Source organism: Oceanobacillus sp. FSL W7-1293, assembly GCF_037969815.1.
Classification (GTDB): domain Bacteria; phylum Bacillota; class Bacilli; order Bacillales; family Amphibacillaceae; genus Oceanobacillus; species Oceanobacillus oncorhynchi.
The window spans coordinates 3,215,577-3,241,939 of record NZ_CP150212.1 but is presented as its reverse complement, the minus strand read 5'-3'; the positions used below and the strand labels follow the sequence as shown (position 1 = coordinate 3,241,939).

30 protein-coding genes are annotated in these 26,363 nt (G+C 38.4%); 23 read left to right on the top strand and 7 right to left on the bottom strand.

Annotated features, from left to right (window positions below):
• The first annotated feature begins 3 nt into the window (after nucleotides 1-3).
• Together MKY65_RS15915 and MKY65_RS15910 are read left to right on the top strand one after the other, a co-directional pair.
• On the top strand, nucleotides 4-966 hold the full coding sequence (locus MKY65_RS15915; RefSeq protein WP_339178457.1) for a nitronate monooxygenase: 963 nt from the start codon (nucleotides 4-6) through the stop codon (nucleotides 964-966).
• 2 nt (nucleotides 967-968) lie between these two features.
• The gene (locus tag MKY65_RS15910) at nucleotides 969-1,238 is read left to right on the top strand and encodes a UPF0223 family protein (RefSeq protein WP_339178455.1); all 270 of its coding nucleotides are present in this window, start codon (nucleotides 969-971) and stop codon (nucleotides 1,236-1,238) included.
• A gap of 39 nt (nucleotides 1,239-1,277) precedes the next feature.
• Here the strand turns inward: MKY65_RS15910 and MKY65_RS15905 are convergent, their stop codons facing one another.
• A complete protein-coding gene (locus tag MKY65_RS15905; RefSeq protein ID WP_339178453.1) occupies nucleotides 1,278-1,901 on the bottom strand; it encodes a DUF1054 domain-containing protein in 624 nt (207 codons plus the stop codon).
• Nucleotides 1,902-2,204: 303 nt separating this feature from the next.
• Between MKY65_RS15905 and MKY65_RS15900 the strand changes: the two genes are divergently transcribed.
• Nucleotides 2,205-2,393 carry a hypothetical protein gene (locus MKY65_RS15900; RefSeq protein WP_339178450.1) on the top strand — a complete coding sequence of 63 codons (189 nt, stop codon included), beginning with the start codon at nucleotides 2,205-2,207 and terminating at the stop codon, nucleotides 2,391-2,393.
• 174 nt (nucleotides 2,394-2,567) lie between these two features.
• Complete coding sequence (locus MKY65_RS15895) at nucleotides 2,568-3,374, top strand: inositol monophosphatase family protein (protein WP_339178448.1); 807 nt, start codon at nucleotides 2,568-2,570, stop codon at nucleotides 3,372-3,374.
• Here the strand turns inward: MKY65_RS15895 and MKY65_RS15890 are convergent, their stop codons facing one another.
• Complete coding sequence (locus tag MKY65_RS15890) at nucleotides 3,375-3,548, bottom strand: DUF5325 family protein (protein WP_339178445.1); 174 nt, start codon at nucleotides 3,546-3,548, stop codon at nucleotides 3,375-3,377.
• 171 nt (nucleotides 3,549-3,719) lie between these two features.
• On the opposite strand from MKY65_RS15890, the gene MKY65_RS15885 reads away from it, so the two are divergent.
• Nucleotides 3,720-4,028: a YlaH-like family protein gene (locus MKY65_RS15885; protein WP_042535249.1), complete on the top strand. Its 309-nt coding sequence runs from the start codon at nucleotides 3,720-3,722 to the stop codon at nucleotides 4,026-4,028.
• 129 nt (nucleotides 4,029-4,157) lie between these two features.
• On the opposite strand, the gene MKY65_RS15880 is transcribed toward MKY65_RS15885, so the two are convergent.
• Nucleotides 4,158-4,361 carry a YlaI family protein gene (locus MKY65_RS15880; RefSeq protein ID WP_042535247.1) on the bottom strand — a complete coding sequence of 68 codons (204 nt, stop codon included), beginning with the start codon at nucleotides 4,359-4,361 and terminating at the stop codon, nucleotides 4,158-4,160.
• A 410-nt stretch (nucleotides 4,362-4,771) separates the two neighbouring features.
• On the opposite strand from MKY65_RS15880, the gene MKY65_RS15875 reads away from it, so the two are divergent.
• Nucleotides 4,772-5,053: a hypothetical protein gene (locus tag MKY65_RS15875; RefSeq protein WP_339178441.1), complete on the top strand. Its 282-nt coding sequence runs from the start codon at nucleotides 4,772-4,774 to the stop codon at nucleotides 5,051-5,053.
• Nucleotides 5,054-5,107: 54 nt separating this feature from the next.
• Here MKY65_RS15875 and MKY65_RS15870 read toward each other — a convergent pair whose 3' ends face one another.
• A complete protein-coding gene (locus MKY65_RS15870; RefSeq protein WP_339178440.1) occupies nucleotides 5,108-5,554 on the bottom strand; it encodes a hypothetical protein in 447 nt (148 codons plus the stop codon).
• A 294-nt stretch (nucleotides 5,555-5,848) separates the two neighbouring features.
• Between MKY65_RS15870 and MKY65_RS15865 the strand changes: the two genes are divergently transcribed.
• From MKY65_RS15865 to pyc, 3 genes are all read left to right on the top strand, one after another.
• Nucleotides 5,849-6,130 (top strand): YlaN family protein, encoded by a 282-nt coding sequence (locus tag MKY65_RS15865; RefSeq protein WP_042535242.1) that lies wholly within the window; start codon nucleotides 5,849-5,851, stop codon nucleotides 6,128-6,130.
• Nucleotides 6,131-6,654: 524 nt separating this feature from the next.
• Nucleotides 6,655-7,839 (top strand): putative lipid II flippase FtsW, encoded by a 1,185-nt coding sequence (gene ftsW / locus MKY65_RS15860; protein WP_339178439.1) that lies wholly within the window; start codon nucleotides 6,655-6,657, stop codon nucleotides 7,837-7,839.
• On the top strand, nucleotides 7,836-11,276 hold the full coding sequence (pyc, locus tag MKY65_RS15855) for a pyruvate carboxylase (RefSeq protein WP_339178437.1): 3,441 nt from the start codon (nucleotides 7,836-7,838) through the stop codon (nucleotides 11,274-11,276). Before ftsW ends, pyc begins: the two co-directional genes overlap by 4 nt.
• A gap of 222 nt (nucleotides 11,277-11,498) precedes the next feature.
• Here the strand turns inward: pyc and MKY65_RS15850 are convergent, their stop codons facing one another.
• The gene (locus MKY65_RS15850; protein WP_339178435.1) at nucleotides 11,499-12,413 is read right to left on the bottom strand and encodes a heme A synthase; all 915 of its coding nucleotides are present in this window, start codon (nucleotides 12,411-12,413) and stop codon (nucleotides 11,499-11,501) included.
• Between the two features lie 601 nt (nucleotides 12,414-13,014).
• On the opposite strand from MKY65_RS15850, the gene cyoE reads away from it, so the two are divergent.
• From cyoE to MKY65_RS15815, 7 genes are all read left to right on the top strand, one after another.
• Nucleotides 13,015-13,959, top strand: a complete 945-nt coding sequence (gene cyoE, locus MKY65_RS15845; RefSeq protein ID WP_339178433.1) for a heme o synthase — start codon at nucleotides 13,015-13,017, stop codon at nucleotides 13,957-13,959.
• Between the two features lie 65 nt (nucleotides 13,960-14,024).
• Nucleotides 14,025-15,107, top strand: a complete 1,083-nt coding sequence (coxB, locus tag MKY65_RS15840) for a cytochrome c oxidase subunit II (protein WP_339178431.1) — start codon at nucleotides 14,025-14,027, stop codon at nucleotides 15,105-15,107.
• A 36-nt stretch (nucleotides 15,108-15,143) separates the two neighbouring features.
• On the top strand, nucleotides 15,144-16,997 hold the full coding sequence (gene ctaD, locus MKY65_RS15835; protein ID WP_339178430.1) for a cytochrome c oxidase subunit I: 1,854 nt from the start codon (nucleotides 15,144-15,146) through the stop codon (nucleotides 16,995-16,997).
• Nucleotide 16,998: 1 nt separating this feature from the next.
• On the top strand, nucleotides 16,999-17,622 hold the full coding sequence (locus MKY65_RS15830; protein ID WP_042535231.1) for a cytochrome (ubi)quinol oxidase subunit III: 624 nt from the start codon (nucleotides 16,999-17,001) through the stop codon (nucleotides 17,620-17,622).
• Nucleotides 17,623-17,625: 3 nt separating this feature from the next.
• Nucleotides 17,626-17,946: a cytochrome c oxidase subunit IVB gene (gene ctaF / locus MKY65_RS15825; protein ID WP_042535229.1), complete on the top strand. Its 321-nt coding sequence runs from the start codon at nucleotides 17,626-17,628 to the stop codon at nucleotides 17,944-17,946.
• A gap of 207 nt (nucleotides 17,947-18,153) precedes the next feature.
• On the top strand, nucleotides 18,154-19,059 hold the full coding sequence (ctaG, locus tag MKY65_RS15820) for a cytochrome c oxidase assembly factor CtaG (RefSeq protein ID WP_339178427.1): 906 nt from the start codon (nucleotides 18,154-18,156) through the stop codon (nucleotides 19,057-19,059).
• Nucleotides 19,060-19,290: 231 nt separating this feature from the next.
• On the top strand, nucleotides 19,291-19,746 hold the full coding sequence (locus MKY65_RS15815) for a DUF420 domain-containing protein (RefSeq protein ID WP_339178425.1): 456 nt from the start codon (nucleotides 19,291-19,293) through the stop codon (nucleotides 19,744-19,746).
• Nucleotides 19,747-19,903: 157 nt separating this feature from the next.
• On the opposite strand, the gene MKY65_RS15810 is transcribed toward MKY65_RS15815, so the two are convergent.
• Nucleotides 19,904-20,269: a YugN family protein gene (locus tag MKY65_RS15810; RefSeq protein ID WP_042535224.1), complete on the bottom strand. Its 366-nt coding sequence runs from the start codon at nucleotides 20,267-20,269 to the stop codon at nucleotides 19,904-19,906.
• 311 nt (nucleotides 20,270-20,580) lie between these two features.
• Here MKY65_RS15810 and MKY65_RS15805 point away from each other — a divergent pair, with 311 nt between their 5' ends.
• From MKY65_RS15805 to coaD, 7 genes are all read left to right on the top strand, one after another.
• The gene (locus MKY65_RS15805) at nucleotides 20,581-21,648 is read left to right on the top strand and encodes a CAP domain-containing protein (protein WP_339178421.1); all 1,068 of its coding nucleotides are present in this window, start codon (nucleotides 20,581-20,583) and stop codon (nucleotides 21,646-21,648) included.
• 385 nt (nucleotides 21,649-22,033) lie between these two features.
• Complete coding sequence (gene ylbD / locus MKY65_RS15800; protein ID WP_339178419.1) at nucleotides 22,034-22,456, top strand: spore coat protein YlbD; 423 nt, start codon at nucleotides 22,034-22,036, stop codon at nucleotides 22,454-22,456.
• Between the two features lie 10 nt (nucleotides 22,457-22,466).
• Entirely contained in the window at nucleotides 22,467-22,700 is a 234-nt protein-coding gene (locus MKY65_RS15795) for a YlbE-like family protein (protein ID WP_042535220.1), read from the top strand.
• Between the two features lie 171 nt (nucleotides 22,701-22,871).
• Nucleotides 22,872-23,309, top strand: coding sequence for a YlbF family regulator (locus MKY65_RS15790; protein ID WP_339178416.1), 438 nt, complete (start codon nucleotides 22,872-22,874; stop codon nucleotides 23,307-23,309).
• A 118-nt stretch (nucleotides 23,310-23,427) separates the two neighbouring features.
• Nucleotides 23,428-23,700 carry a DUF2129 domain-containing protein gene (locus tag MKY65_RS15785; protein WP_042535218.1) on the top strand — a complete coding sequence of 91 codons (273 nt, stop codon included), beginning with the start codon at nucleotides 23,428-23,430 and terminating at the stop codon, nucleotides 23,698-23,700.
• A gap of 296 nt (nucleotides 23,701-23,996) precedes the next feature.
• On the top strand, nucleotides 23,997-24,566 hold the full coding sequence (gene rsmD, locus MKY65_RS15780) for a 16S rRNA (guanine(966)-N(2))-methyltransferase RsmD (protein WP_339178413.1): 570 nt from the start codon (nucleotides 23,997-23,999) through the stop codon (nucleotides 24,564-24,566).
• A 3-nt stretch (nucleotides 24,567-24,569) separates the two neighbouring features.
• A complete protein-coding gene (gene coaD / locus MKY65_RS15775) occupies nucleotides 24,570-25,052 on the top strand; it encodes a pantetheine-phosphate adenylyltransferase (protein WP_042536352.1) in 483 nt (160 codons plus the stop codon).
• Between the two features lie 96 nt (nucleotides 25,053-25,148).
• On the opposite strand, the gene ylbJ is transcribed toward coaD, so the two are convergent.
• A complete protein-coding gene (gene ylbJ, locus MKY65_RS15770) occupies nucleotides 25,149-26,357 on the bottom strand; it encodes a sporulation integral membrane protein YlbJ (protein WP_339178410.1) in 1,209 nt (402 codons plus the stop codon).
• Between the last annotated feature and the right edge of the window lie 6 nt (nucleotides 26,358-26,363).

The following is a 26,363-nucleotide window of genomic DNA, read 5'->3' as shown; positions in this document are numbered from 1 at the left end:
ACCGTGTATCAAACTAGGGTTACCAAGCTGTTAAATATTAAATATCCGATTATTCAAGGGGGATTGGCGTACTTGGCATATGCTGACCTTGCTGCAGCAGTAAGTAATGCTGGCGGACTGGGGCAGGTTACTGCGATGAGCTTAGACTCCCCTGAAAGATTGAAAGCAGAAATTCAAAAAGTAAAACAGCTAACAAAAAAGCCGTTTGGTGTAAACTTTGCTATTGGACAGCATGGCAGGAAATTTGATCACATGGTAAAGGCGGCTATAGAGGAGCAGATCCCTGTTGTGTCTGTAACTGGAGGAAATCCTGCTGGTGTATTTGATATGCTAAAAGGACATCCTGTTAAAAAACTTGTCTTGGTTGCTTCCGTCAGACAGGCTATAAAAGCGCAGGAATTAGGAGCGGATGCCGTGATGGTTGTTGGACAAGAGGGCGGAGGACACTTGGGCAGAAGCGATACAGGCACCATCGTTCTCGCGCCGCAAGTGGCGGATGAACTTGAAATTCCAGTCATTGCATCTGGAGGTATCGTCGATGGGAGAGGCTTCATGGCTGCACTTGCCCTTGGAGCGGAAGGCATTGAAATGGGGACAAGATTTATTGCAACAAAGGAAGTTCAGGCGCATATAAATTATAAAAAAGCAATTGTATCTGCGGGTGAAGGAGATACCGTAGTTATTAAACGCTCATTAGGCACGCCTGCAAGAGCATTACGAACGCCCTTTACAGAAAATATTCTTTCGATGGAAGAAAAATACGGGAATAATTATGAGCAGTTAAAGGATTATATTAGTGGAGAGGTAAATCAAAAATATATCCATTCTGGGAAGGCGTCAGATGGCTTTGGCTGGGCAGGCCAAGGAGCGAGCCGTATTCAGCAGATTTTAAGTGTAGAAGAAGTGATGGACTCCATTATACGGGAAGCAGACGGAATTAAAGAAAAATGGAGTAAAGAGGTGTAAAAATGAATTATACGTATCCGATGGATGAAACGTGGTCGACTAATGAGATTATTGATGTTGTCAATTTTTTCTCATTAATTGAGCAGGCATACGAGAAAAAGGTCCGGCGGTCTGATCTTCTTTCTTTATATCGGCGCTTTAAAGAGATTGTTCCGTCAAAAAGTGAAGAAAAACAATTATTTGAAGAGTTTAAGCGCTCTTCTGGATATTCCAGCTACCATGCTGTGAAAAAAGCAAGAGAGTCTCAAGATGATTTTATTTCGATAAAATGAAGAAAACCCCCTAAACCTTTACCTGTTTAGGGGAATTCTTTATGCATCACGGCTGTCGATTGCCAATTTATAAAGCGGAATCAGCTGTTCATATGTTTCGGTTATCGTGGTAAATAGTTCCTTCTCATTTTGTAAAATCGGATCATCCCAGGATAGATGTCTGCCGATCAAAAACTCGGCTTTTTTTACATCACGGAAACGTTCTACCTCTTTTTCAGTTAATGCTTCCAAGGAAATTGCATCCTTTTTAGTATGATCTAATGAAACAACAAAGGAAGAAGGAAGACTTTTTATTTCTTCAAAATGATCTAAATAGCTTGCAGCAATTTTTGATTTGTTCGGTAATTCATAAATAAGTGCCAGCCAGATAAATAAATGATCATCAAATAATCCGACTTGGAAGTGAGGGTGTTTTTTATAGCCTCTTTTGTTATCAGCGATTGCCAGCCAGGTATCATTGGGCGGATTTACACTTCTGCGTGCGTGTCTGGCAATATGTAAATAAAGCTCTTGATCTGTTTTCTCAGACAAATAGGAGACGAGTTCTTCCCCGATTGCTTGAAATTTTGGCTGTATTCTGTTCTGGATAGCTTCCATACGCTCGTCTAACCCATCGATTGCAAATGTTTGAAAATCCTCTTTTGTAAAATGATGTAATTCCACAAATACCAACCTTTCCTACATTAATATCTACCTTTTCAATATAAATTATTATTCTTTATCTGAAATAAGAAGTCAAGTGAGAGCAGGAAACCTTAAAAAGGAATATTTAAAAGCAATTTTTCAAACGCGAGAAAATGTTTAATACTTCAAAAAGAGGGTATAGAGAGGTAAGAAATAAATTGATTTTTTAGTTTTTAGTGAACAATTTACCTCGTGAATCATAATATATAGCACATACATGAAACGAAAAGAAATGGTTGGCTCTTAAGTGAACTGTGAATTTCCTTATAAAGGAGTGATAGGATGAAATATGTTATGGAAGCCCTCCGTCGAAAAGAAGCAGAAGAACGTCTCCCTGTCATCAAATTAGAAATTGATTATGAATTGGCTACGTTATATGATGCGATGCAGGAGGAAGACACTGTACAAATTATCAAATCTAAAGAGAGACTAAAACAGCTTAGTGAGCAATGGATTAGTCTTATCGATTAAATAATGTCAGGTTGCCCTAATATATAGCCGCTTTCTTTATAAGAAAGAGCATATTAGGGTTGTTTATTGATTAAATCCATCTCCGTTCAATCCTTTATAAAAGTTTAGGATTGGTTTAATAAAGAGGAGTCTGATAAAATAAGCTTACATGTAGTTTTTGGAGGCGATATATAAATGGATCAGCAACAAAGACAGAAAATTTATGAAACAGCAAAACGTTGGATATATGAGGCAGGGACCGAAATTCGAGAGCATATGAACGATCCGCTGGATATTGAAACAAAATCTAATCCGAATGATTTAGTAACGACATTGGATAAACAAACGGAAAAATTCTTTGTAGACCGGATTCATCAAGCTTATCCAGAGCATCACATTATTGGCGAGGAAGGCTTCGGTGACACTTTGTCTAGTGTCGACGGGACTATATGGATTATTGATCCGATTGACGGAACGATGAACTTTGTCCACCAAAAACGCTCATTTGCTATATCTATTGGTATTCTACATAATGGCATAGGTGAGATTGGTTTTGTTTATGATGTGATGGGTGATCAGCTTTACCATGCTAAGCGCGGCGAAGGTGCTTTTAAAAATGAAACCCGATTAGAACCATTGGATAAAAAGAAAAAATTGGAAGAATCCATTATTGGTATGAACCATTTTTGGTTATGTGAGAATCGTGTGGTAGATTATCCAGTTATGCAAAAATTTGTGCGTACGGTAAGAGGTACACGGACAATTGGATCGGCAGCATTAGAATTAGCGAGTGTAGCTGAAGGGGTTCAAGATGCTTATCTCGCTTTAAGTCTGGCGCCATGGGACGTTGCCGGCGGAATTATATTGAATCAGGAAGTTGGCGGTGTTGCCGGAGATGTAGACGGAAATCCTTGGAACCCGCTGGAAAGAGCACCGGCTGTCGTTGCTAATCCCGCAATCCATGATTCCATTATAGGATTTTTAAAGGAAGGAAGGAAATAATCATTCCTTCCTTTTTTTCTTTCTGGACATTGCAAATCCGAATACAGAAAATGCTAGGATAATACATAAAATGATGGCCCATACATTTCGGAAAGCAATAGCCAATCCAACTAAAACAAATAACAGAACAACTAGAAATGCTAATAATAGCATGGAAATATCAATTTTCTTCATTTTCAACCGCCTTTACTATTTGTCCACAAACCAGTATAAAGGATAACAACGAGAACTTCAAAAAACAGACATATAATTTTTCATTTTTCTCTAGTCATATGAAAGCACTTTTAGTATGATTAAGGAAGCGTGTAAATGTGTATCTTCTATAAATAAGGTGGCATGTAAGTTATGGTATTTGATTATGTCTTTGAATTAAATGGAACTGACAATATTTTCTGGATTTTTTATGTAATGAATCTAATTCTTTCAGCAATAGCTTATCAGCTGGGCTTTGCAAAAAAACTCCCGATTGCAAAAAATATCATTGTATACATACTATTGATGGTTGGAACATTTGTTATAACTATTTTTTCCACGGTAATGAGAATGCCTACAATAGAATGCTTGATTATTATCATATTAGTGCTGGGGATATACCGTTTTCGTCTGCATCGAGAGAGAAAAAATCGCAGCGATGTACAAGAAGATAATGCATAAGCAAAAAAAGTATGAGAAGCTGTCCGTTTTTAAATCGGAGAAAGTTATTAGGAAAAAGTGGATATCACTAAAAAAGCAGAGAGTCGATAATCGGCTTCTCTGCTTTTTAATGGAATAAAAAAATACAGGTTATAGGAAATCATCTACTTTCTTTTCTTCTTGATAAAAGCGAAATTTTCCTGTTGCCAGTCTTTTTTTTGTATTTTCTTCAATGCGGTCATAGCAAGTAGTACATAAATGAATATTTTTTCTGCGATTGCGCAATCTTTTCGCATGTGGTGAATTATTTTCTATTTCTTCCACTTTATCGCATATGGTGCATTTAACCTGCATGTTTCCACCTCAATTCGGTAATAAGAGTAAACAATTTCTTTAGAAAGTGCGTGTTCAAAAAGTATGATGAAAAGGACCGGCGGGCTATGACTGCGATGTTCCGGGTTTGCGATTACGTACTTCGCCGAAGAGTTCAGTCGCAATTCCGGCACTAGCATGTCAGAAGACTACCGCTGCCCATCGCCGTGTCATTTTTTATTGTACTTTTTGAGCATCCTCTTATATAACACACTATAAGTATAGCATATTTTATAGAGCTAATTAAATAATCAAAGTTTGAAAAGGTGAGAAGTGGGAATGATAACAATAAAGAAGTGCCTGATTTTCAGCAATCCTATTTTGCCTGAGGAAGCAGGGGAAAGGGATTCCTTGAGTAAAATGAAGTTTCAATTTATGGAAAGGATGATAACATGAAAAAAAGATACGTGGTATCAGCATTAGGAGCAGTCGGAGCAGGAGTTGCCGGTGTATTATTGACAGATAGAAAGAAACGAAAAAAAATAAAATCATCGCTGGGAACATTAAGAGTATTTGAAAACGCTGGAAAACCGGATGAATTTACGGAAGAAGAATTGGATCAATTGGAAAATGCGAAAATGGTTTCCGAGGGGTCGCAATTTGGAGTACAGTACTATAATGAAAAAAAGGCTGAAATGAATCAGCTGTCAAAAGAAGAAAGTGAAAAAAGATAATAGAAAGTCCGCCCGCTGTTTGTTTTATAGACAGCGGGCGGACCTTATTCATGATTAATGAATATGAATTTCTTTAATATACTTAATTGGATTATCCTGATTAGAGCCGTCTTTATAATAAAAATGAACGGGGCCGTCTTCACGAAGCGGCTTTCCTTCTAAGGAAAAAAGCAAATAACCGTTCTTGGCGTCTTCTAAAGCTATTTTTTCGTTTTCTCCATTGCTTTTAATAAATTCAACTTCGGCAGCGTCTGCTTTTGGTTCTGCATTATTCAGAAAATCATGCAATGGGATTACATAGCTGTTTTTTAAATACGCTTCCCCTTCCATTTTCGAGATACTCCGGTTTACAGGCGGTTTTTGAAAGTTTGAAGTAAAAGTTTCTTGTTCTTCTGGTTCCATAAAAGCTTTTTCTAATTCCACTTTTCTATCATCAAAAATCCATACAGTTGGATCAAGTGTGATAGGATAGCCGACATTTCCTTTAATCATTACGATCATATTATTTTATCCCCCTACGTATATACATACATGTATGCAGTGCAAATCAAGATAGGGAAGCGTTTGCTTCACAAATGCAGTTTGCACGTACTTCCAACTATTAGAATAGCAAAGATTAGGAGTACTTTCATCTATTTTAATTCAGAAAGCTGCAACATCTGCCTGCCCTTGATTTTAACAAAAAAAGGAATAAAAAGCGTATTTTTAACATTATACTTAAGTTATATTTGCATTTTTGTACTTGTAGCGATAATATTATATAAAGAATGTTAAAATGCGGAGGGGATTATATTGATGCCTGATGTAACGATTAATCACCGTGAAAAAGCCCACGCTCTTTTGAAAGCTGATGCTGATAAGATACTTCGTTTAATCGAGGTTCAGATAGAAAATTTGACGATGCCACAATGTCCTGTATATGAAGATGTACTGGATACGCAGATGTTTGGCTTATCTAGAGAAATTGATTTTGCAGTTCGTCTGGAATTGATTACAGAAGAAGAAGGACGAAATTTATTGGGAAACCTGGAGAAAAAGCTTAATATATTACATGAGGCTTCACAACGTACATTGTGAGTATATTTGCCGCTGCTGGGACAGTACCAAAATAAAACTTTGCCAATTTAACAAACGGCAAGGTTTTTTTATAAGTTGGAGAATATCAATTGTCAGTGTGCATTGATTCTTATTCAGGAGTAGTCACGGCTGAATTTGAGCTTTGAATCCAAAAGAAAGTTCGGCAACAGCTGATACATCGAAGGATTGCGGCTTTTAATGTGTATGCCCATGTTATCCTTACTATATTCATACGAAAAGCATACGCGAAGGCTTGCTGAATCTTAAATAGGAAAGAAAAGATGAAGACGTTTCAAAATGAAAATAGAATAATTATATATGTAGCAAAAGGAAGCTGAAGAATGGTTGGAATACTAAAAAATGCGTAACCCTGCAGGTCAGCATAAATTTTTGGAGCTTCCTGTTGTTTCCTATATGTTAAAAAATGTATACTGACAAATGAGAGATAATTATAACAGCTCTATTAAAAATATGATATACTGTTAAAAATCTCTTAAACTTACATAGTGACTAGGAGAAAAATAATGTTAAAAAATTGGAAGCACTTCGACTTCACATTGATGATTACGCCAATTCTATTAGCTGGTTTTGGAGTAGTTATGGTATATAGTGCAAGTATGGTATTAGCTGTTGTGGAAGGTTCAGACAGTAATTTTTATCTTAACAGGCAATTAGTATTTTTTATTGTTGCACTTATTGGATTCACGGTTACATCCTTCTTGCCGTACCAACTCTATCAAAGACTGATGAAGATAATCATTATATCTTGTATTATCTTACTTGTAGCTGTTCTTTTCTTTGGAGACACAGTCAATAATGCAAGGTCGTGGTTTCGATTTGGTCCATTCAGCTTGCAGCCTGCAGAGGTTGCCAAGCTTGGTCTGATTATGTATTTAGCTGCAATATATTCTAAAAAGCAGGCCTACTTAGACCAGTTTAGCAAAGGAGTGCTGCCTCCGCTTATTATCACTGCCGTCGTTCTTGGATTGATTGTGGCGCAGCCGGATGTTGGAACAGCTGCTATTATATTTTTGATGGCATGCTCTGTTATCTTTGCTTCTGGTATCAAATGGAGACATTTATCTATTCTTGTTTTTGCCGGCTTGCTGCTGCTTGCATTTGCCATTCCCAACATGGTAACGGAAGAAAGACTTTCCCGTTTTACTGGTGCTTACCAGCCGTTTAATTCGCCGGATTTAAACGGGTATCAATTAATCCAGTCGTATGTTGCGATTGGTGTGGGCGGCTGGACAGGAGAAGGATTAGGGCAAAGTATCCAAAAACTTGGCTTTCTGGTAGAAGGTCATACGGATTTTATTATGGCCATTATTGCGGAGGAACTCGGATTTGTAGGGGTAGCCATTGTTTTAGGTTTACTTGCTGCCATTGTCTTTAGAGGACTCTATATTTCCAGACGATGCCAGGATAGTTTTGGTTCATTGCTTGCACTTGGGATTGCATCGATGATAGGCATTCAAACTTTTATTAATTTAGGCGCAATCAGCGGGGTTCTTCCGATTACAGGTGTTCCCTTGCCATTTATCAGTTATGGAGGGTCCTCTTTGCTGTTTATGATGATAGCCATGGGGGTTCTTAATAATATAGCTATGCAAGTTAATAAGAAAGAAAGTGGAAGGGAAGAACTGGCTCCTAAGCCTAGTTTATTCCAAAGAAAATCTATCAATTCGTACAGAGGTGGTAAAGCATGACAGACTTAAAGCAAATTAACAAAGTATTAGTTGCAAACAGAGGAGAAATCGCGATACGTGTATTCCGGGCTTGTACCGAGTTAAATATTCGCACTGTAGCTGTTTACTCCAGCGAAGATTCGTCTTCCTTTCACCGGTTTAAAGCGGATGAAGCTTATTTAATCGGGGAAGGGAAAAAGCCGATCGACGCATACTTAGATATCGAAGGAATCATTGCTTTAGCAAAAGAAGTAGATGTGGATGCGATCCACCCGGGCTATGGCTTCCTTTCTGAAAACATCGAATTTGCAAAGCGCTGTGAAGAAGAGGGCATTATTTTTATCGGCCCTACCAGCCAGCATTTAAATATGTTTGGAGATAAAGTAAAAGCAAGAGAACAAGCGTTAGCTGCCGATTTACCAATTATTCCGGGCAGTGACGGCCCGGTTGATTCTTTAGAAGAAGTCAAAGCTTTCGGGGATAAGCATGGCTATCCGATTATTATTAAAGCTTCGCTTGGCGGCGGCGGAAGAGGCATGCGTGTGGTGCAGGATGTCAATGAAGTGGACAATGCTTATGACCGCGCAAAATCAGAAGCAAAGGCTGCCTTTGGGAATGATGAAATCTATGTAGAGAAATTAATTGAAAATCCGAAACATATTGAAGTACAAATTATTGGCGACAACCAAGGGAATATTATTCATTTATATGAAAGAGACTGTTCCGTACAGCGCCGTCATCAGAAATTGATCGAGGTTGCTCCAAGCTTATCTCTAAATGAAGAGCTGAGAGAAGCAATCTGTCAGGCAGCTGTTGATTTGATGAAAAATGTCGACTATCTCAATGCAGGTACCGTGGAATTTCTGGTAACCGAAAATGATTTTTACTTTATCGAAGTAAACCCGCGTGTGCAAGTAGAGCATACGATTACCGAGATGATTACCGGTGTGGACATCGTTCAGACGCAAATCAAGATTGCAGATGGGTTTGGACTGCATGATAAGGAAGTAGGTATACCAACACAGGATAAAATTACAACACAGGGCTATGCGATTCAATCCCGTGTGACTTCGGAAGATCCGCTGAATGATTTTATGCCGGATACCGGAAAAATCAATGCTTACCGCAGCGGCGGCGGATTTGGTGTCCGTCTCGATGCAGGAAATGCGTATCAGGGAGCAGTTATTTCGCCTCACTATGATTCATTATTAGTAAAAGTTTCTACCTGGGCGCTTGATTTTGAACAGGCTACTATTAAAATGGTGCGAAACTTAAAAGAATTCCGAATTAGAGGAATCAAGACAAATATTCCATTCCTGGAAAATGTGATGCTGCATGAGCAGTTCTTATCTGGAGAATATGATACGACGTTCATTGATAAAACACCAGAATTGTTTATTTTCCCGGTACGCCGTGACCGCGGAACCAAAATGCTGACGTATATTGCGAACACCACGTTAAATGGTGTAGATGGCGCGGAAAAGCAGGACAAACCGGATTTTGATAAATTGATTATTCCGAACACAGAAAATATTGAAATACAGCCGGGCTCGAAACAAATTTTAGATGAACGCGGTCCAGAAGGACTTGCTAACTGGCTGAAGGATCAAAAACAGGTGATGCTGACTGATACGACATTCCGTGATGCCCATCAATCTTTACTGGCTACACGCGTTCGTACCAATGACTTATTGCATATTGCAGAGCCGACAGCAAAATTACTGCCGAATCTATTTTCTGTAGAGATGTGGGGCGGTGCAACCTATGATGTTGCTTACCGTTTCTTGAAAGAGGATCCATGGCAAAGACTGCTGCATTTGAGAAAGCGCATGCCGAACGTGTTATTCCAGATGCTTCTGCGTGCAAGTAATGCGGTCGGATACAAAAACTATCCGGATAATGTAATCGAATTATTTGTGAAGAAAAGTGCCGAAGCCGGTATTGATGTCTTCCGTATTTTTGACAGCTTGAACTGGGTGGAGGGCATGCAGGTAGCCATCGATAACGTCCGCAAAACCGATAAAATTGCAGAAGCTGCAATTTGTTATACGGGTGATATTCTAGACACAGGCAGACAAAAATATGATCTTGACTACTATAAGAATATGGCAAAAGAACTGGAAACAGCTGGCGCTCATATTCTGGGAATCAAGGATATGGCAGGCTTGCTGAAGCCGGAAGCGGCCTATCAGCTGATCAGCACATTAAAAGAAACCGTCGATATTCCGATTCACCTGCATACACATGATACGAGCGGCAATGGCGTTTTTGCATACTCCAGAGCGATTGAAGCAGGGGTCGATGCGGTTGATGTCGCGGTTGGTTCAATGGCAGGAATGACTTCCCAGCCAAGTGCACAGTCGCTGTATTACGCTTTAGATGGAAAAGAACATCAACCAGCATTGGATATTGAAAAATTTGAAGAAATCGGCCAGTATTGGGAAGGCGTACGCCAGTATTATAAAGATTTTGAAAGCGGCATGATGTCACCGCATACGGAAATTTATCAGCATGAAATGCCAGGCGGCCAATACAGCAACCTGCAGCAGCAGGCAAAAGCGGTAGGGCTTGGCGAACGCTGGAATGAAGTGAAAGCAATGTTCCGTACGGTGAATGATATGTTCGGTGATATTGTCAAGGTTACTCCATCCTCCAAAGTGGTCGGAGATATGGCGCTCTTCATGGTGCAAAACGATTTAACAGAGGAAACAATCTATGAAAAAGGCGAATCCATTGATTTCCCTGATTCGGTGATTGAATTTGCACAAGGATATATCGGACAGCCTTACCAAGGTTTCCCGGAAAAACTGCAAAAGCTGATTTTAAAAGATAAAAAACCAATCGCTGTAAGACCTGGAGAGCTATTAGAAGACGTTGATTTTAAAGAGATGCGTGACACGCTTTATAATGAACTGAATCGTCCGGTCAACAGCCATGATTTGATTTCCTATGCATTGTATCCAAAGGTATTCAAAGATTACGAGGATTTCTTGAATACGTATGGCGATATGTCTGTATTAGACACACCGACGTTCTTCTATGGCATGAAGCTTGGTGAAGTAATCGAAGTGGAAATTGAAAAAGGGAAAACACTGATTGTGAAGCTGGTTTCTATTTCTGAGCCAAAAGAAGACGGCACCCGCGTTGTCTATTTCGAATTAAATGGACAGAGCAGAGAAATCGTCGTCCGTGATAATAGTATTGAGTCTGCGATTGCAGCCAATCCGAAAGCAGATAAGTCCAATCCAAAGCACGTAGGCGCAACGATGCCTGGAACCGTCCTTGAAGTACATTGTGCCAAGGGAGATACGGTTAAAAAAGGACAGCATCTGATGACAAATGAAGCAATGAAAATGGAAACATCCGTACAGGCACCGCTTGATGGAGTGGTTAAAGAAATCCATGCGCAAGCAGGCAGCTCGATTGCGGTAAATGATTTATTAATTGAATTTGAATAAACAAAATAAAAACAGCCCCTTGGTGAATCAGCCAAGGGGCTTGTTGTGTAATGGATGATTATTGGGGAAGGGGATGGCACCAACCTGTACAAAAGAGAAGGATAAATTCTCAATCGGAGCAACTTCAGATTAAAGCTATGGATAAAAAAAGGGACCCTTGTTTAAGTGCAAGCAAGGTCCCTTCTATTTTTTGGCTGGAATATTGAAATATAATAGATTCGATTATTTTTCTTTTCTGCTGCTTCGGAAAGACAGATGGATAAAATAAGTCAGCATTCCAAAGTAACATGTAATAAATAGTGCATGGGCTAGTGCAATAAATAAATTAAGCTGTGTAAAAATGATGAGCGAGCCCGAGATAACCTGCAATGTAATCAGTGACAGCGTAATTATCCAGCCCCATCTCATAACCTCGCTGTGGCTATACTTCTTTAGCATGCGAACTGTTAAAAGGATTGTCCACAAAAATAAGATTCCAGCTGCAAAACGGTGCCCCATCTGGACCCATTGATGAAAGGAATAGCTTGCAAAGGCAAATGGCTCTGAATTGGAACAAAATGGCCAATCGGTACAATCCAGGATGGAATTCGTATGGCGTACCAGTGCTCCGCTGTACACCACACACATTGTATAAACCGTTATCGCATAAATTTCAATTCGGTGAGATTTTTTAATATGGATATCTTCTGTATGTAATTTCTTATCAATTTCAAAGAATAATAGCATAAGTAAAAAAACAGCAGCAAAACAAATTAAAGATATCCCGAAATGGGTAGCCAATATAAAGTCAGACTGTCCCCAGACCACTGCTGCTGCACCGACCAGTGCTTGTATAATAATAAAAAATAATGCAGAAAAACTTAAAAAAATAACTTCTTTATGATGTCTGTATGCTTTCCAGGAAAGAATAGCAAGTAAAAGCACCAATATACCAACTGCGCCGCTGACCATTCGATGACTTAATTCAACAATCATTTCAAAATGAAGGTTAGCAGGGAGAAGTTCGCCTTCACACAGCGGCCAGCTGTCTCCGCATCCATCCGCTGAACCTGTTTTTGTAACAAGTGCCCCTCCTAAAAGAAGGGGAAGCATTCCAATGGCCGTTGTCACAGATAGTATTTTTAGTATTTTTAACATATCTATGCAACCTCACTTCTTATGTAAATTATCCAATATCTCCAGTGTACCAAAAATCATACGGGAAACGCTTTCCAATTTTGAACAAAATCTAACATCCGCTGTAACGCCTGTAAAGAAACACAGCTTTCCCTATTTGAAAAAATGTATCAGGGACGAATAAGATAAAGTTCTTGCATTGATTTTTGATATTATCACTTTAACAAATAAAGCCAGACAAACTGACCTTATTCCAAAAATAAAAACCAAAACCCAAATACCAATCTTAATAGTATCATGTTTTTTTGAAGTTTTCATCAGCAAATAAAAAAAGCTTGCATAATTCAATTATGTTTGCTAGAAATATAGTATGGATTAGTATGCAGAAGAACAGTTGCCGTTTTATAAAAAATAGAAAATATACATAATTCATTTTCTTTATCTATTTTCCGAGAAAACTTTTTAGCTGGATGTTCAAATAGTTGTAATATATTATATAAAAGTTCATTAGATTGTCATAGAAATCCATGCTATAATTAAAGTTGGAAACGGAATACATAGAAACAAATGCGTGTATTCTGTTTATTATTATGTCTTCCTACTGGTGCGAAGGGGGGAAATTATGGATAAAGTAGATATGACTTACTCGGAGCTGATCGGTAACACAACCATTTCAACCAAAGAAAAAATAACTGTTTTTCTGTCAGAAGTGAAGGCGCTTATAAAAATCGGAATTGTCAATTCTAATTTGATTACGGCAATTACAGGTTTTTTAGTAGCTATCGCTTTAACGGACGCCTCCTTTAGCAATTATTGGGGAACATTTCTTTTGATGATAATTGGAAGTGCTTTAGTAATTGCCGGCGGCTGCATTATGAACAACTGGTATGATGTAGATATTGATCCCAAAATGTCCCGGACGAAAAAAAGACCAACTGTGACCGGATTCTTTTCATTGCGGGCAGTACTGGTAATGGGAATAGTTGTCAGCAGTCTTGGACTCGCAGTATTGATGTTTACCACTTGGTACGCGGCATTATTTGCTTTTATTGGCTGGTTTGGCTATGTCGTATTGTACACCATGTGGTCAAAGAGAAGATACACATTAAACACGGCTATTGGAAGCTTGTCTGGTGCAATGCCTCCTGTGATTGGCTGGGCAGCAGTCGATCCTTCTTTTCATGTGGTTCCGCTTATCATGTTTTTAATTATGTTTATATGGCAAACACCACATTTTCTTGCCTTGGCAATGAAGAAAAAAGAAGAATATAAGGCGGCTGGAGTACCGATGCTGCCAGTGGTTAAAGGCATGGGCATAACGAAAAGACAAATCAATGTTTATATCGCTTGTCTTTTACCGTTGCCATTATTCTTGCTTCCCACACTGGGCTTAACATTTACGATTGTAGCAACAATATTGAATATCGCATGGCTGGTGATTGGTTTTATAGGGCTGTTTACGGAGAAGGATATGAAGTGGGCTAATTTAGTATTTATATTTTCCTTGAATTATTTAACAATTCTTTTTCCGTTAATGATTATTGTCACACTGCCGATATTTAATTAATGATTGTTATTCCTTAAAATTTAAATATAAAAGGAAAGAACAAGAAGAAAGAGAGGTATTCTTACATGAGAGGTTGGATGGGAAAAACCAAAGTATTTTTCGTATTCACATTACTTGCATTATTTCTTGCGGGCTGCGGAATCGAAAATCTGACTGCACTAAAGCCTAAAGGTTACGGCGCAGAACAAGCCATGGATCTTATTATTTTGACCACATTGATCATGACAGGCGTGTTTATTGTGGTTATGGTGATTTATGTGATTACACTTGTTCGCTTTCGCAGGAAAAAAGGACAGGAAGACCATATTCCTGAACAGGTGGAAGGGAACCACAAGCTGGAAGTAATATGGACAGTAATCCCGATTATTTTAGTGTTGATTATTGCTGTGCCTACTGTTCTGGCGACTTTTGATTTGGCAGATGATTCCAGTGCAGATGAACTCATCAATGTTAATGTAAAAGGAAATCAATATTGGTGGCATTTTGAGTATCCTGGAGAAGAAGTTCAAACAAGTCAAGACCTGTATATCCCTACAGGCGAGCGCGTTTATTTACATATGCTCTCTTCTGATGTTATTCATTCATTCTGGGTTCCATCAATTTCCGGGAAAATGGATGTCAATGCAGAGAATGTAAATACAATGTATATCGAAGCTTACGAGGAAGGTGTGTACTGGGGCAAATGTGCTGAGCTATGCGGTCCTTCACATTCATTAATGGACTTTAAGGTCATTGCTGTTTCACCTGAAGAGTATGAACAGTGGGTGGATGATATGCAGAACATAGATGCAGAAGCAGAACCTGAAACTGCGGATGCTCAGGAAGGTCAAGAGTTATTTGAAGCAAATAATTGTATGAATTGTCATGCGACAGATGCAGCTGCTTCCGGCATTGAAGCTGGCCCAGAGAATAACGGACCTTTTGGACCGAATTTATCAAACTTTGGAGACCGTTCCAATGTAGCCGGTGTGTTAGAGCATAACGAGGAGAACCTTGTAGACTGGTTAATGGATCCTGAATCTATTAAGCCGGGCAACAAAATGACGGGGCAGTATCCAGAGCTGAATCAAGATGAAGCAGAAAGTATTGCAGCATATCTATTGCAATTACAGCCTTCAGAAATTACACCTGAAAACGCAGGAGATTAAAAAGTGAATGACTGTTACAAAAGGGAGGTTTAAAATTTGGGTATGACTAGTGCTCAAAAAAGCGGTTTCGGGGCTACCTTATGGGATTGGCTGACAACTGTCGATCATAAAAAGATCGGTATTCTATACCTTGCAGGCGGAGGATTCTTTTTCCTGTTAGGCGGTCTTGAAGCTGTAATTATTCGTATTCAACTTATTTCACCAGAGAATAATTTTATTAGTGCAGGGCTTTATAACGAAATGATTACCATGCACGGTACAACAATGATTTTTCTTGCAGCAATGCCAATATTATTAGGATTGATGAACTTTATTATGCCGCTGCAAATTGGAGCGCGTGACGTTGCGTTTCCGTTTCTAAACTCTTTAGGTTTCTGGCTGTTTTTATTTGGAGGATTGTTATTAAACCTTAGCTGGTTTACTGGTGCACCCGATGCCGGCTGGACCAACTATGCTCCTTTGTCAATACAATCACCGGGTCATGGTATTGACTTCTATATTATGGGGCTGCAATTATCCGGAGCAGGAACATTAATGGGCGGAATCAACTTTATTGTTACGATTGTTTTAATGCGCGCACCGGGTATGACTTACATGAGGATGCCATTGTTTACATGGACGACTTTTGTGGCTAGTATCTTAATACTATTTGCTTTCCCTGCATTGACGGTTGGATTATTTTTAATGATGTTTGACCGCATGTTTGGTTCTGCATTTTTCGATGCTGCATTAGGCGGGAATGCTATCATTTGGCAGCATTTATTCTGGATATTTGGACATCCGGAAGTTTACATTTTGATTTTACCGGTTTTTGGTGTATTTAGTGAGATTTTCCCGACGTTTGCTAAAAAACGTTTATTTGGATATACAGCAATGGTATTTGCGACATTTTTAATTGCATTTTTAGGGTTTATGGTGTGGGCTCACCATATGTTTACAGTTGGCCTGGGGCCAGTTGCAAACTCTATCTTTGCAGTAGCAACGATGGCAATTGCTGTTCCGACGGGAATAAAAATATTTAACTGGCTGTTTACCCTTTGGGGGGGCAGTATCAAAATCAATACAGCAATGTTATGGTCATTAGCTTTCATTCCATCATTTACTATCGGAGGAATGACTGGTGTTATGCTTGCTTCAGCTGTTGCTGACTATCAATATCATGACACTTATTTTGTTATTGGACACTTTCATTATGTTATTGTCGGTGGAACAGTGTTTGGTATATTAGCTGGACTTCATTATTGGTGGCCAAAAATGTTTGGCAGGTATTTACACGAAGGATTAGGTCAGTTAGCGTTTTGGACATTCTTTGTTGGATTCCATTTAACATTCTTTATTCAGCATTTCTTAGGTTTAATGGGGATGCCGCGTCGTTACTGGGTATTCCTGGAAAACCAAGGGCTGGATACAGGTAACTTAATTAGTACCATCGGTGCTTTCTTTATGTCATTTGGTGTTATTGTATTTTTGATTAATATAATCTACACAACCATCAAAGGGAAAAAAGCTCCAGGCGATGCTTGGGGAAGCGGGCGTACACTTGAATGGACAATTTCATCCCCGCCTGTCCATTATAACTTTAAACAATTACCATTAGTTCGCGGGTTAGATCCATTATGGATTGAAAAATCGGAAGGTAATAAAAAAGTGACTCCGGCAGAACCATTAGATGAAATTCATATGCCTAATGGGTCTATTCTTCCTTTCATTATGACTATTGGGTTTACGATTGCTTCCTATGGTTTTATTTATCAAACAGAAAGTAAATATTGGCTGATTGCTGTATATGCAGGAATGGCAATTGCATTAATCAGTATGTTAATCCGTTCATTAAAAGATGACCACGGACATCATATTTCCAAAGAAGAACTAGAAAGGGTGGGTGATTAATATGAGTCATGATCATTCCATTGATCCAAAGAATATGCCAAAAGATCCTTCAAAAGCAACAACGGAAGGTAAACATAAATTTATGGGCTTGTGGATATTCCTTGGTGGCGAGACAGTTCTTTTTGCCTGTTTGTTTGGTACGTACCTTGCCTTAAAAGATTCTGCTGCAGGCGGTCCGACAACGCAGGAATTATATGGCCTGGGTCTGGTATTCTTAATGACAGTTTTGCTTTTAACAAGTTCTTTAACAAGTGTGTATGCTATTTATCACATGAAAAATAATGACTTTAAGAAGATGCAGCTATGGATGGGAATTACGGCATTACTAGGTCTTGCTTTCCTTGCGTGTGAGATTTATGAATTTGCACATTATATTCATGATTATGGGTTTACGTTTCGTTCTTCTGCATTTGGATCAGCCTTCTATACATTAGTTGGTTTCCACGGCGGGCACGTTGTATTCGGATTATCTTGGATTATTACATTAATGGTTCGCAATGCGAAGCGGGGACTGGATCTGTATAATGCACCCAAATTTAATACATTTGCGCTATATTGGCACTTTATCGATGTAGTGTGGGTATTCATCTTTACAGTTGTTTATCTGATGGGGATGGTGAGTTAATTTATGACAGATGAAATGAGTACAAGAAAAATTAATTCGTTCCAAAAACAAAAGAATAAAGAAGAAATGCAAAAAATGGTAGTCAGCTTTGCTTTAATGATTTTCTTTACCTTAGTTGCATTTGCACTTGTTATGTTAGAGGTACCATCTACGTATGTTATTCCAATATTACTGCTTCTTGCCTTTGTACAGGTAGGGTTTCAGTTTTTCTACTTTATGCACTTAAAGGATAAGGGACATGAGGTACCTGCCCAGATTATCTATGGGGGAATTTTTATTACTGTAATGGTAGCATTGACATTTACTATCATTACTTGGTGGTAAGTAAGACAAATTGAAATCAATCCTTTTGAAGTGACAAACGCTATGATGATTTATTTATTAAATCATCATAGCGTTTTGTTTATCATATGGAAAATATAAGGTGTAAAATAGAAAGATATGTTTTAAAATCGTCACAATCCCACTAGAGAATTCTTGTTTATTTTAAGGTATAATAGATAAAGTAGACTAAACTGGAGATGATTAGGTATGTGGTTAGATATACAAATATTCGGGTTTCGGGCATTATGGAGCCCTTACTTTATGATATTTACAGCTCTTCTTGCATTAGCTTATTTTCTAATTACAGGACCGTACCGGCATAAGTTTGGCAATCATGATAAAGTTACTGTGAAGCAGCAGATTTCTTTTTATACGGCAATAGTGTGTTTATACTTAGTAAAAGGTGCTCCAATTGATTTACTCTCACATATAACGCTGACTGCTCACATGATTCAAATGGCTGTTTACTTGCTGATTATCCCGATACTGGTTATCAAAGGGATACCTTCCTGGCTATGGAGAAAAGCAATTGACCGGCCTGTTATTAGACCGATTGTGGAAATAGGTACAAAACCGTTAATATCTTTATTGCTGTTTAATGGTTTATTTTCTCTTTATCATATACCTTCTTTCTTTGAGTTTGCAAAGTCTTCGCCGGTCATTCATACAGTGATTCACGGGATTCTATTAATTGCAGCCTTCTTTATGTTTTTCCCGCTGCTGGCTCCGTTAAAGGAATTTGACCGGATGCAGCCGCTATTAAAAATAGGTTATATTTTTGCAAATAGTGTATTAATCACACCAGCCTGTGTGTTGATTATTTTTGCACCTGAACCTCTTTACGCTACCTATACACAAGGAGGAGCATGGATGCAGGCGATGAGTCTTTGTGTACCGACAGATGTTTTACAGGGACTGGCTCCGGGTTTAACTGGACCGGAAATGTTTACACCGCTCAGTACACTGATTGATCAGCAGCTCGGCGGTATTATCATGAAGGTTATTCAGGAAATTACTTATGGAGGGGTTTTAGCAACAATTATTTTTTCTTGGGTTAACAAAGAAAAAAACACGATTGATCCGTTGCCGGCAAAACCAGCAGAATCACATTGAAAAGAAATGTTTAGAAGTTGAGCTGAAGTAAAAGGATAGTATAGCATATATAGCGGGAGAGCAAAGCCTTAAACACTTCTATATATGACTGCAATCCATGTTTATATAATTATCGTTATACGGAGACATAAGCACGCTTTAAAATATCACTGTATGAGCATGGTTTCAAGCTTTCTTCTTTTGGCATGAGAACTTTAGAACGCATAATTAGAAATACTGGAGGATAAAGCAATGCATTTACTACCAACAATCAGTACATTTTTTATTGCTTTGAGTGCAATACTTGTAGCAATAGGCTGGATTTTAATCGTTAAAAATAAAAGAAAAGAACATAAAGCTGTGATGATATCAGCAGCAGTCAGTGCCCTTCTTTTCTTCATTATTTATGTATCACGTACCGTATTTGTAGGAAATACAAGCTTTGGGGGACCTGAAAGTATACAGACTTACTTTACGATTTTCCTGATTTTCCATATTATTTTAGCTACAGTTGGAGCTGTATTTGGAGTTGTAACGCTTGTATTAGCATTTAAGCGGAATATTAAGAAACACCGTAAAATCGGTCCGATAACAAGTATTATATGGTTTTTCAGTGCGGTTACGGGGATACTTGTTTATATTTTTCTATATGTCATGTACGATCCAGGTGAAACCACGAGTATGATTAAAGCTATTCTGGGTTTTTAACCTGCGGATGAGAAGACATATAGGCTGCATTTAAGGATACAGTGCTTTTTATAGGAGCATGTATCCTTTTTGTTTGAGTTAGAGTTATATCTTTCAGAATAAAAAAAGAGCTGACATAGTAAATGGAGATATGTCAGCCTTTTAATTGTTTGTCTTTTTATTTTTTGTAATATTGCAGCTCGTCGCTAAGTTTTGCGAGTAATGTGTTCGTTCTTTCTACAACGCTTTCAGGAAAGTTCTCTTCTTCGCCATACTCAACGCCATGTGGATAATAATGTTTACCAAGTAAAGGAGTCATTAATTTAATAACGGCGTTGCGCTTATCCACATCACCTTCGATAGCATAGCCCTGTACGCGGATATAGTATGTAATACCTTCTTCGTTGGATCCGATTTTGTAATCATAGGTAACGCGTTCATAATCCCATTGCCCGGCCCGGATAAAGGCAAGATTTGCTGTTACGTGATCCAGTACCTGTACATCAATAATTGTGTCTTCTATCCCAGTGTTTTCAAATCTCATTTTACTTTCACCTCATCAATAATATTCTGCTTAATTTAAGGATAATACGAAACGGTAATAGATGCAATAGAAACCATGGACGATAGCAAAGAAAGGGTATAATATTATGATAATAGGGTATAAAATAGATAAGTAGATTATACATAGAAAGTTCAAAAAGTCCCCGAATGATAAAATAGCAATCGCTTTAGCTGACGCGTTGTATCAGATAGGAAAGAAGGATGCAGGCATCCGCCTATCGGAAATCGCCGGCTGCTTTTTGAACATGCATTGATAATGTTTTATTTATCTGCTGGATGGGGGTTCCAATCATGAAAAGGCTTCGTAATGTAATGATAATCATGATTATTGCACTCCTTGTATTTATTGTTATATACCAGATGAATTCATCACCTGTAGAGGTTGTAAGAGAAGCAGCGTCCCATCTTGATGAGGATGAAGAAACGATAGAGCCTAAAGGAACAGCAGCAGAGCTTCCTCAGATGAATTTAGAAGGCGATTTATATCAATGGATAGGAAAGACGTCAAATGAACTTATAGAAGAGCTGGGAGAACCGGACAGAATTGATGTTAGTGCATATAATTATGAATGGTATGTATATAATGACTCAGAAAGCCAATATGGTCAGTTTGCTATTTTAGAAGATGAGATTGTATCTGTTTATGCCATTGGGGATAATTTAGAGATATCTCCAATTGACTCTGGAGCGGATTATATCGAAGTGGCCGATACATTTCCTTTTTTGAATGAAGTAACCTATTCTGATGGTGATTCTTCATTTACTTTCCGCTTAAGCACAGAAGACCTTCAGACGAGACCGCTGGTGAAAATAAGTGACTCTACTTTTATTCAATTTTATTTTGATACGTTTACAGAAACGTTGTCATCTATGAGGATTTCTACAGGAGATGCGCTTTTATTGCAAAGGCCATATGAAATTGAATATCAGGGAGATCTGCCTGAACAGCCTGAATTTAATGAAGAGGAATGGAGAGAAATTCAGGAAGGGATGGAGCAGCAGGTTTTTGATATTTCTAATATCATGCGTTATAAACATGACTTGCCGCAGTTAGAATGGGATGATCAAGTAAGTCTTGTTGCATATGACCACAGCAAAGATATGTACGAGAATGATTATTTTTCTCATGTTAGTTTAGATGGAGATGGTTTAAGAGAACGTCTGGAGGAAAAACAGGTTGCGTATGTAGCTGCTGGAGAAAATATCGCAGCGCAGTATCCGGACGCACCTGCGGCAATGGAGGGCTGGTTAAACAGTGAAAGTCACCGGGAAGCATTACTTAGTGATGAATACAGTTTCCTTGGAGTTGGTGTATACCGTTTTTATTATACCCAAAACTTTTTAGGAAAACCTTTTTAACGTACTTATGTTTGTTTAACAGAGTAAGGAGCCGCACACCTGTGGCTTCTTTATTTTTTGAGGAATAAGAAAGCAAATGAAACATATTTCTTCAAAGATGGGAGCGGGCATCTCTTCGGCGAGAATACCGGCGTTTTAAAGATCAAGCGGTATACTGAGTTTTCTTGTATAGAAAATAATAAGCCAATAGCACATTTTCAACCGATTTACATAGGTTATTGTAGGAAGTTATAAATAACGCTTAGCAGGCTGAGCCTCACAAATAAAGGATTACTTTCATTGGGACTGGTAGTAGAATTGCGATTACTCGTTCCAACAAAACCATGCACATACTGTAGCTTTAATAACTGTATGCCCCTAAAGTGTAAAAAGGACGGTGAAAAAAATGAGTCAATTACATCCTAGTGTTGCAGCATTTAAAGCCTTTGTGAACCGACATCCTAAGTTATTGGAGGAAATTAGAAAAAGCGGCAGGGGATGGCAGGAGTTTTATGAAAAGTGGGCAATTTTAGATGAAGATGACCCGTTTTGGGATGAATATAAAACGGAAGAAAATGCGGCAGAAACAGAATCAAAGAGTCAGGGAGAATCAACAAATCAAGAAAGCAAAAAAAGTAAGAAAACAGATCATTCTGACATTATCAGGCAGATTGTAGACTATACGCAAAACTTAGATTCGGAAAAAGTACATGGACAAATCGAACAATTAAGTAAAGCGATTGGTGTTGTTCAGGAAATGATTGGTGATATGAAAAAGCCTTCCGCTAATAAAGCACCCCGGGCTCCTTTTTCACTAAGAAAAGATTAGAGGGGATAACATGGATAATGACGTCATTGCCTACCTTAGAAAAAATCCGGAACTTGCTGAATTTGTCCGATACCATCCTATTTGGTATCGTTATTTGATGCGCGACCCCGGCCGTCTCACAGAATTGAAAAAAGAAGCAAAAAAATTTTATGGAAAAACATTTCCTCAAAAAGTGAATACCTTCTCGAATCAATTACAAATGGTAAGAATGTTCGCAGAGATGGCTAAATCGATGAAAGATTGAAGTCAGCTCTGTTTTCTTTCGAATAATAAAATGGTATGATAAAAAGGATAACTATTAATTGAGGATGCAGTAAAATGAAAGAACATCTATTTTAATAGGAAATGGCATAAACCTTACTAAGAGATTGTTTCTCTTGTTTACATTTATTCATTTATTCGCGGAGGTGTGGAAATGATTGCTACAATGGAATATGTAGATATATTAGATGAGTCTGAGCTTGTCGGAAAAATGATCCTGCAGTCCGATATCATGCAGCAATACCAATCGGCTAAGAAAGTATTGGATGAAGATAAAGAAGCGCAGAAGCTGATTAGAACATTTGCAGATGTTAAAGAGCACTATGAAGATGTGCAGCGGTTCGGCAGGTATCATCCCGATTATTATGATATTATGAAGCAGGTCCGTTCCAAAAAAAGGGATATGGATTTGAACGACAAAGTAGCTGCTTTTAAAATTGCTGAAAGAAATTTGCAAAATTTATTGGATGAAGTCAGCCAGTTCGTAGCAGAAAGTGTCAGTGAGCAAATTAAAGCTCCTAAAGACGGTGCAGCGTTAACAGACAGCGGCTGTGGCTGCGGCAGCGGCGGAGCTTGCGGCTGTGCCTCGTAAAATGAAACTTCCTTCCGCAGGGGGGATTCAGACGGTTATTTGTGATAAGACGTAAAGCAGGGTCCAGAAAGCGGACTGCCTGCTTTATACATATAGAAATAAAAGGAGGGATGACAGCATGGTAGAAAGGCAAGGAATTGTTGTCTGGTTTCAACATATGAAGAATGTCAGGCAGCTAAAAAAACATGGTCATCTTATTCACGTATCTAAAAAGCATCGCTATGCGGTTATTTACGTTAATCGCGAGGATATTGATGCTATTGAGAAAAAATTTAATCAGTTTGCTTTTGTTTCTAAAGTGGAACGTTCTCAAAAGCCGTTTATTCCGACAAACTATGAAAACGCGAAGCCGGATAAGGCGAAGCAATACGATTATAAAATGGGAATTTAAAGAAGACATCTAAAAAGAATTATATCAAATAAAAAGAAAAAACCTGCAGTCAAAATTACTGCAGGTCCTTTTATTTTTATAAAAAATAAAAGGCTAAAGGGAGAGGAGAAACCGGATGAAGAGCTTATGGGGAAGAATAAGCCTTCTTCCGTTTCAACTAAATCATATTTAGCTGAATCATTATGATAGTATAGACAAAGTAAAAAATAATATACATGACGAATAAAAATAATTTGCTAAAGCGTCGAATCGTGGTAGACTATTGACGAGCTAAAAGAAGCTGAGGTGATTCAGAAGTGCGCGTTATAGCAGGAATACATAAAGGAAGAGCGTTAAAAAGTGCAGCTGGTGAGTCTACAAGACCAACTTCTGATAAAGTAAAGGAAGCTGTGTTTCAAGTAATGGGTCCTTACTTTTCAGGAGGACTAGCTTTAGATTTATTTGCGGGAAGCGGGTCTCTGGGAATCGAAGCATTAAGCAGAGACATGTCTAAGGTGATTTTCGTAGATAAACATCCCAAGGCAGTTCAAATCATTAAAGAAAATTTGAAATCGCTCCAATTAGAAGCGCAGGCAGAGGTCTATCGAAATGACGCAGAGCGTGCTTTAAAAGCCATCGCCAAACGAGAATTACAATTTGATTTAGTGCTTTTAGATCCGCCGTACAAAAGTAAAGATTATATGAAATTACTTGATTATCTGCTCGATAACAAAATGCTGAATAAGAATGCGATTGTCTATTGTGAGCACGATAAGACCAACATGCTGCCGGATACGTATAAGTCCTTGAAAGCAATCAAACAAGCAGATTATGGCGGTTTAGTTCAAGTTACGATTTACCAATCAGATAAAAGAGAGGAAGCATAAATGATGAGGAAATTAGCGATATGCCCCGGGAGTTTCGATCCGGTAACGAATGGCCATCTGGATATTATCAGACGCGGTGCTAAAGTGTTTGAAGAGATAGTAGTTACCGTGTTTAATAATCAATCGAAATCTCCACTCTTTACAGTAGAAGAAAGAATGCAGTTATTAGAAGAATCATTGAAAGACCTGCCAAATGTACGGGTCGATTCTTCGAGCGGATTACTCATGGATTATGCGGAAGAAGTAGGAGCTACTGCAGTTATTAGAGGATTGCGGGCAGTCAGTGATTTTGAATATGAGATGCAGATTACGTCGATGAACCGGAAGTTAAACGAAGACGTGGAAACCTTATTTATGATGACAAACACAAAATATTCTTTTTTAAGCTCAAGTATGGTAAAGGAAGCGGCTAAATACCAGGGAAATATTTCTGGTCTTGTTCCAGAAGTGGTGGAAACGGCACTGAAGCAGAAATATAATCAATAAAGAAATAACGAACGGACGCGGATTTCATTCGTTACATATTTTCAGAAGAAGAGAGAGTCAGCGATCAAGCGGCTCTTTCTTCTTCTATAGGGAGAATTATTTTTTTCTGACTTTATTAATAAGGATGAAAATAGCAGCCCCTAAACTGATGATTGTCAGGCTTGGCCCAATTGCCTGTAATAGATAGTATATTTGTATCCCGATGGGGGTCTCTTGTATTGTGCCGGCAGGAATCTCGTTAGAATGAAAAACGATTCGATCCAGGTATAACGGTTTGTATAATAAAATAGTTAAAATCACAGCAAAAGTTCCGTGTAAAAGCCGGGCGAAGAAATAAGGATAGAAACGGATATCTGTCTTGGCTAAGATGCTGGCTACCTGTGCTTGGATGGATAATCCATTAAAGCCAAGGATGAAGCTGATCAAAATTGCTTTTTGTAATAAAGAATCTGTGGTGATCTGTGAAATTAAGTTTGATCCGACGGTAATTTCAAATAAACCAGAAATAAATGGAAGTCCCAGCTCTTTTGGCAGATCAAAAACAGGGAAAATCGGTTCAATAAACGCTGATATAAAAGATGTGATGTCCATCAGGAAAAGCAATTTAATAAGAACGGAAAAGAGAATAATAAATCCCCCGACCATCACAAGAGTCTGAATCGAATTTAATACCGCATCCCCTAATATTTCTCCAAAAGGCCGGGGATTTCTTAACCGATTTCGATGCATCTCTTGAAATGCTTTTTTCAGCGAAAAGGGCTGTCTCTTTTGTTTGGTAATCTGCTTTTCCTGCTTTCTCCCATGAAAACGCATAACGATCCCGACGATCGTATTAGCTCCATAATGACACACAGCCAATAGAAGTCCCAGTTTAATATTATAAAAAAAGCCTGCAGAAATGGCGCCGAATATAAAGAGCGGGCTTGAATTATTGGTGAAAGACACTAATCTTTCAGCTTCTATCTGTGTGACTTGTTTTTCTTCACGAAGTCTTGCTGCTATTTTGGCTCCGGTAGGATAACCGCTGGCCATTCCCATAATCCAGCCGAAGCTGCCGGCACCGGGGATATTAAAAAGCGGCCGCATGATGGGCTCAAATAAAATGCCTAGAAATTTCACTACGCCAAAAGCTAATAATAATTCAGCGGTTATGAAAAAAGGAAGCAAAGATGGAAATACGACCTCCCACCACATATTTAATCCACGGATTGCTGCTTCTAATGCTTGATCTGGAAAACGTATTAAACTAAAAAACAAAAAAATGGATATGCCGCCATAGCCTAGTGTTTTCAGCTTTTGCTTCAATCTGGT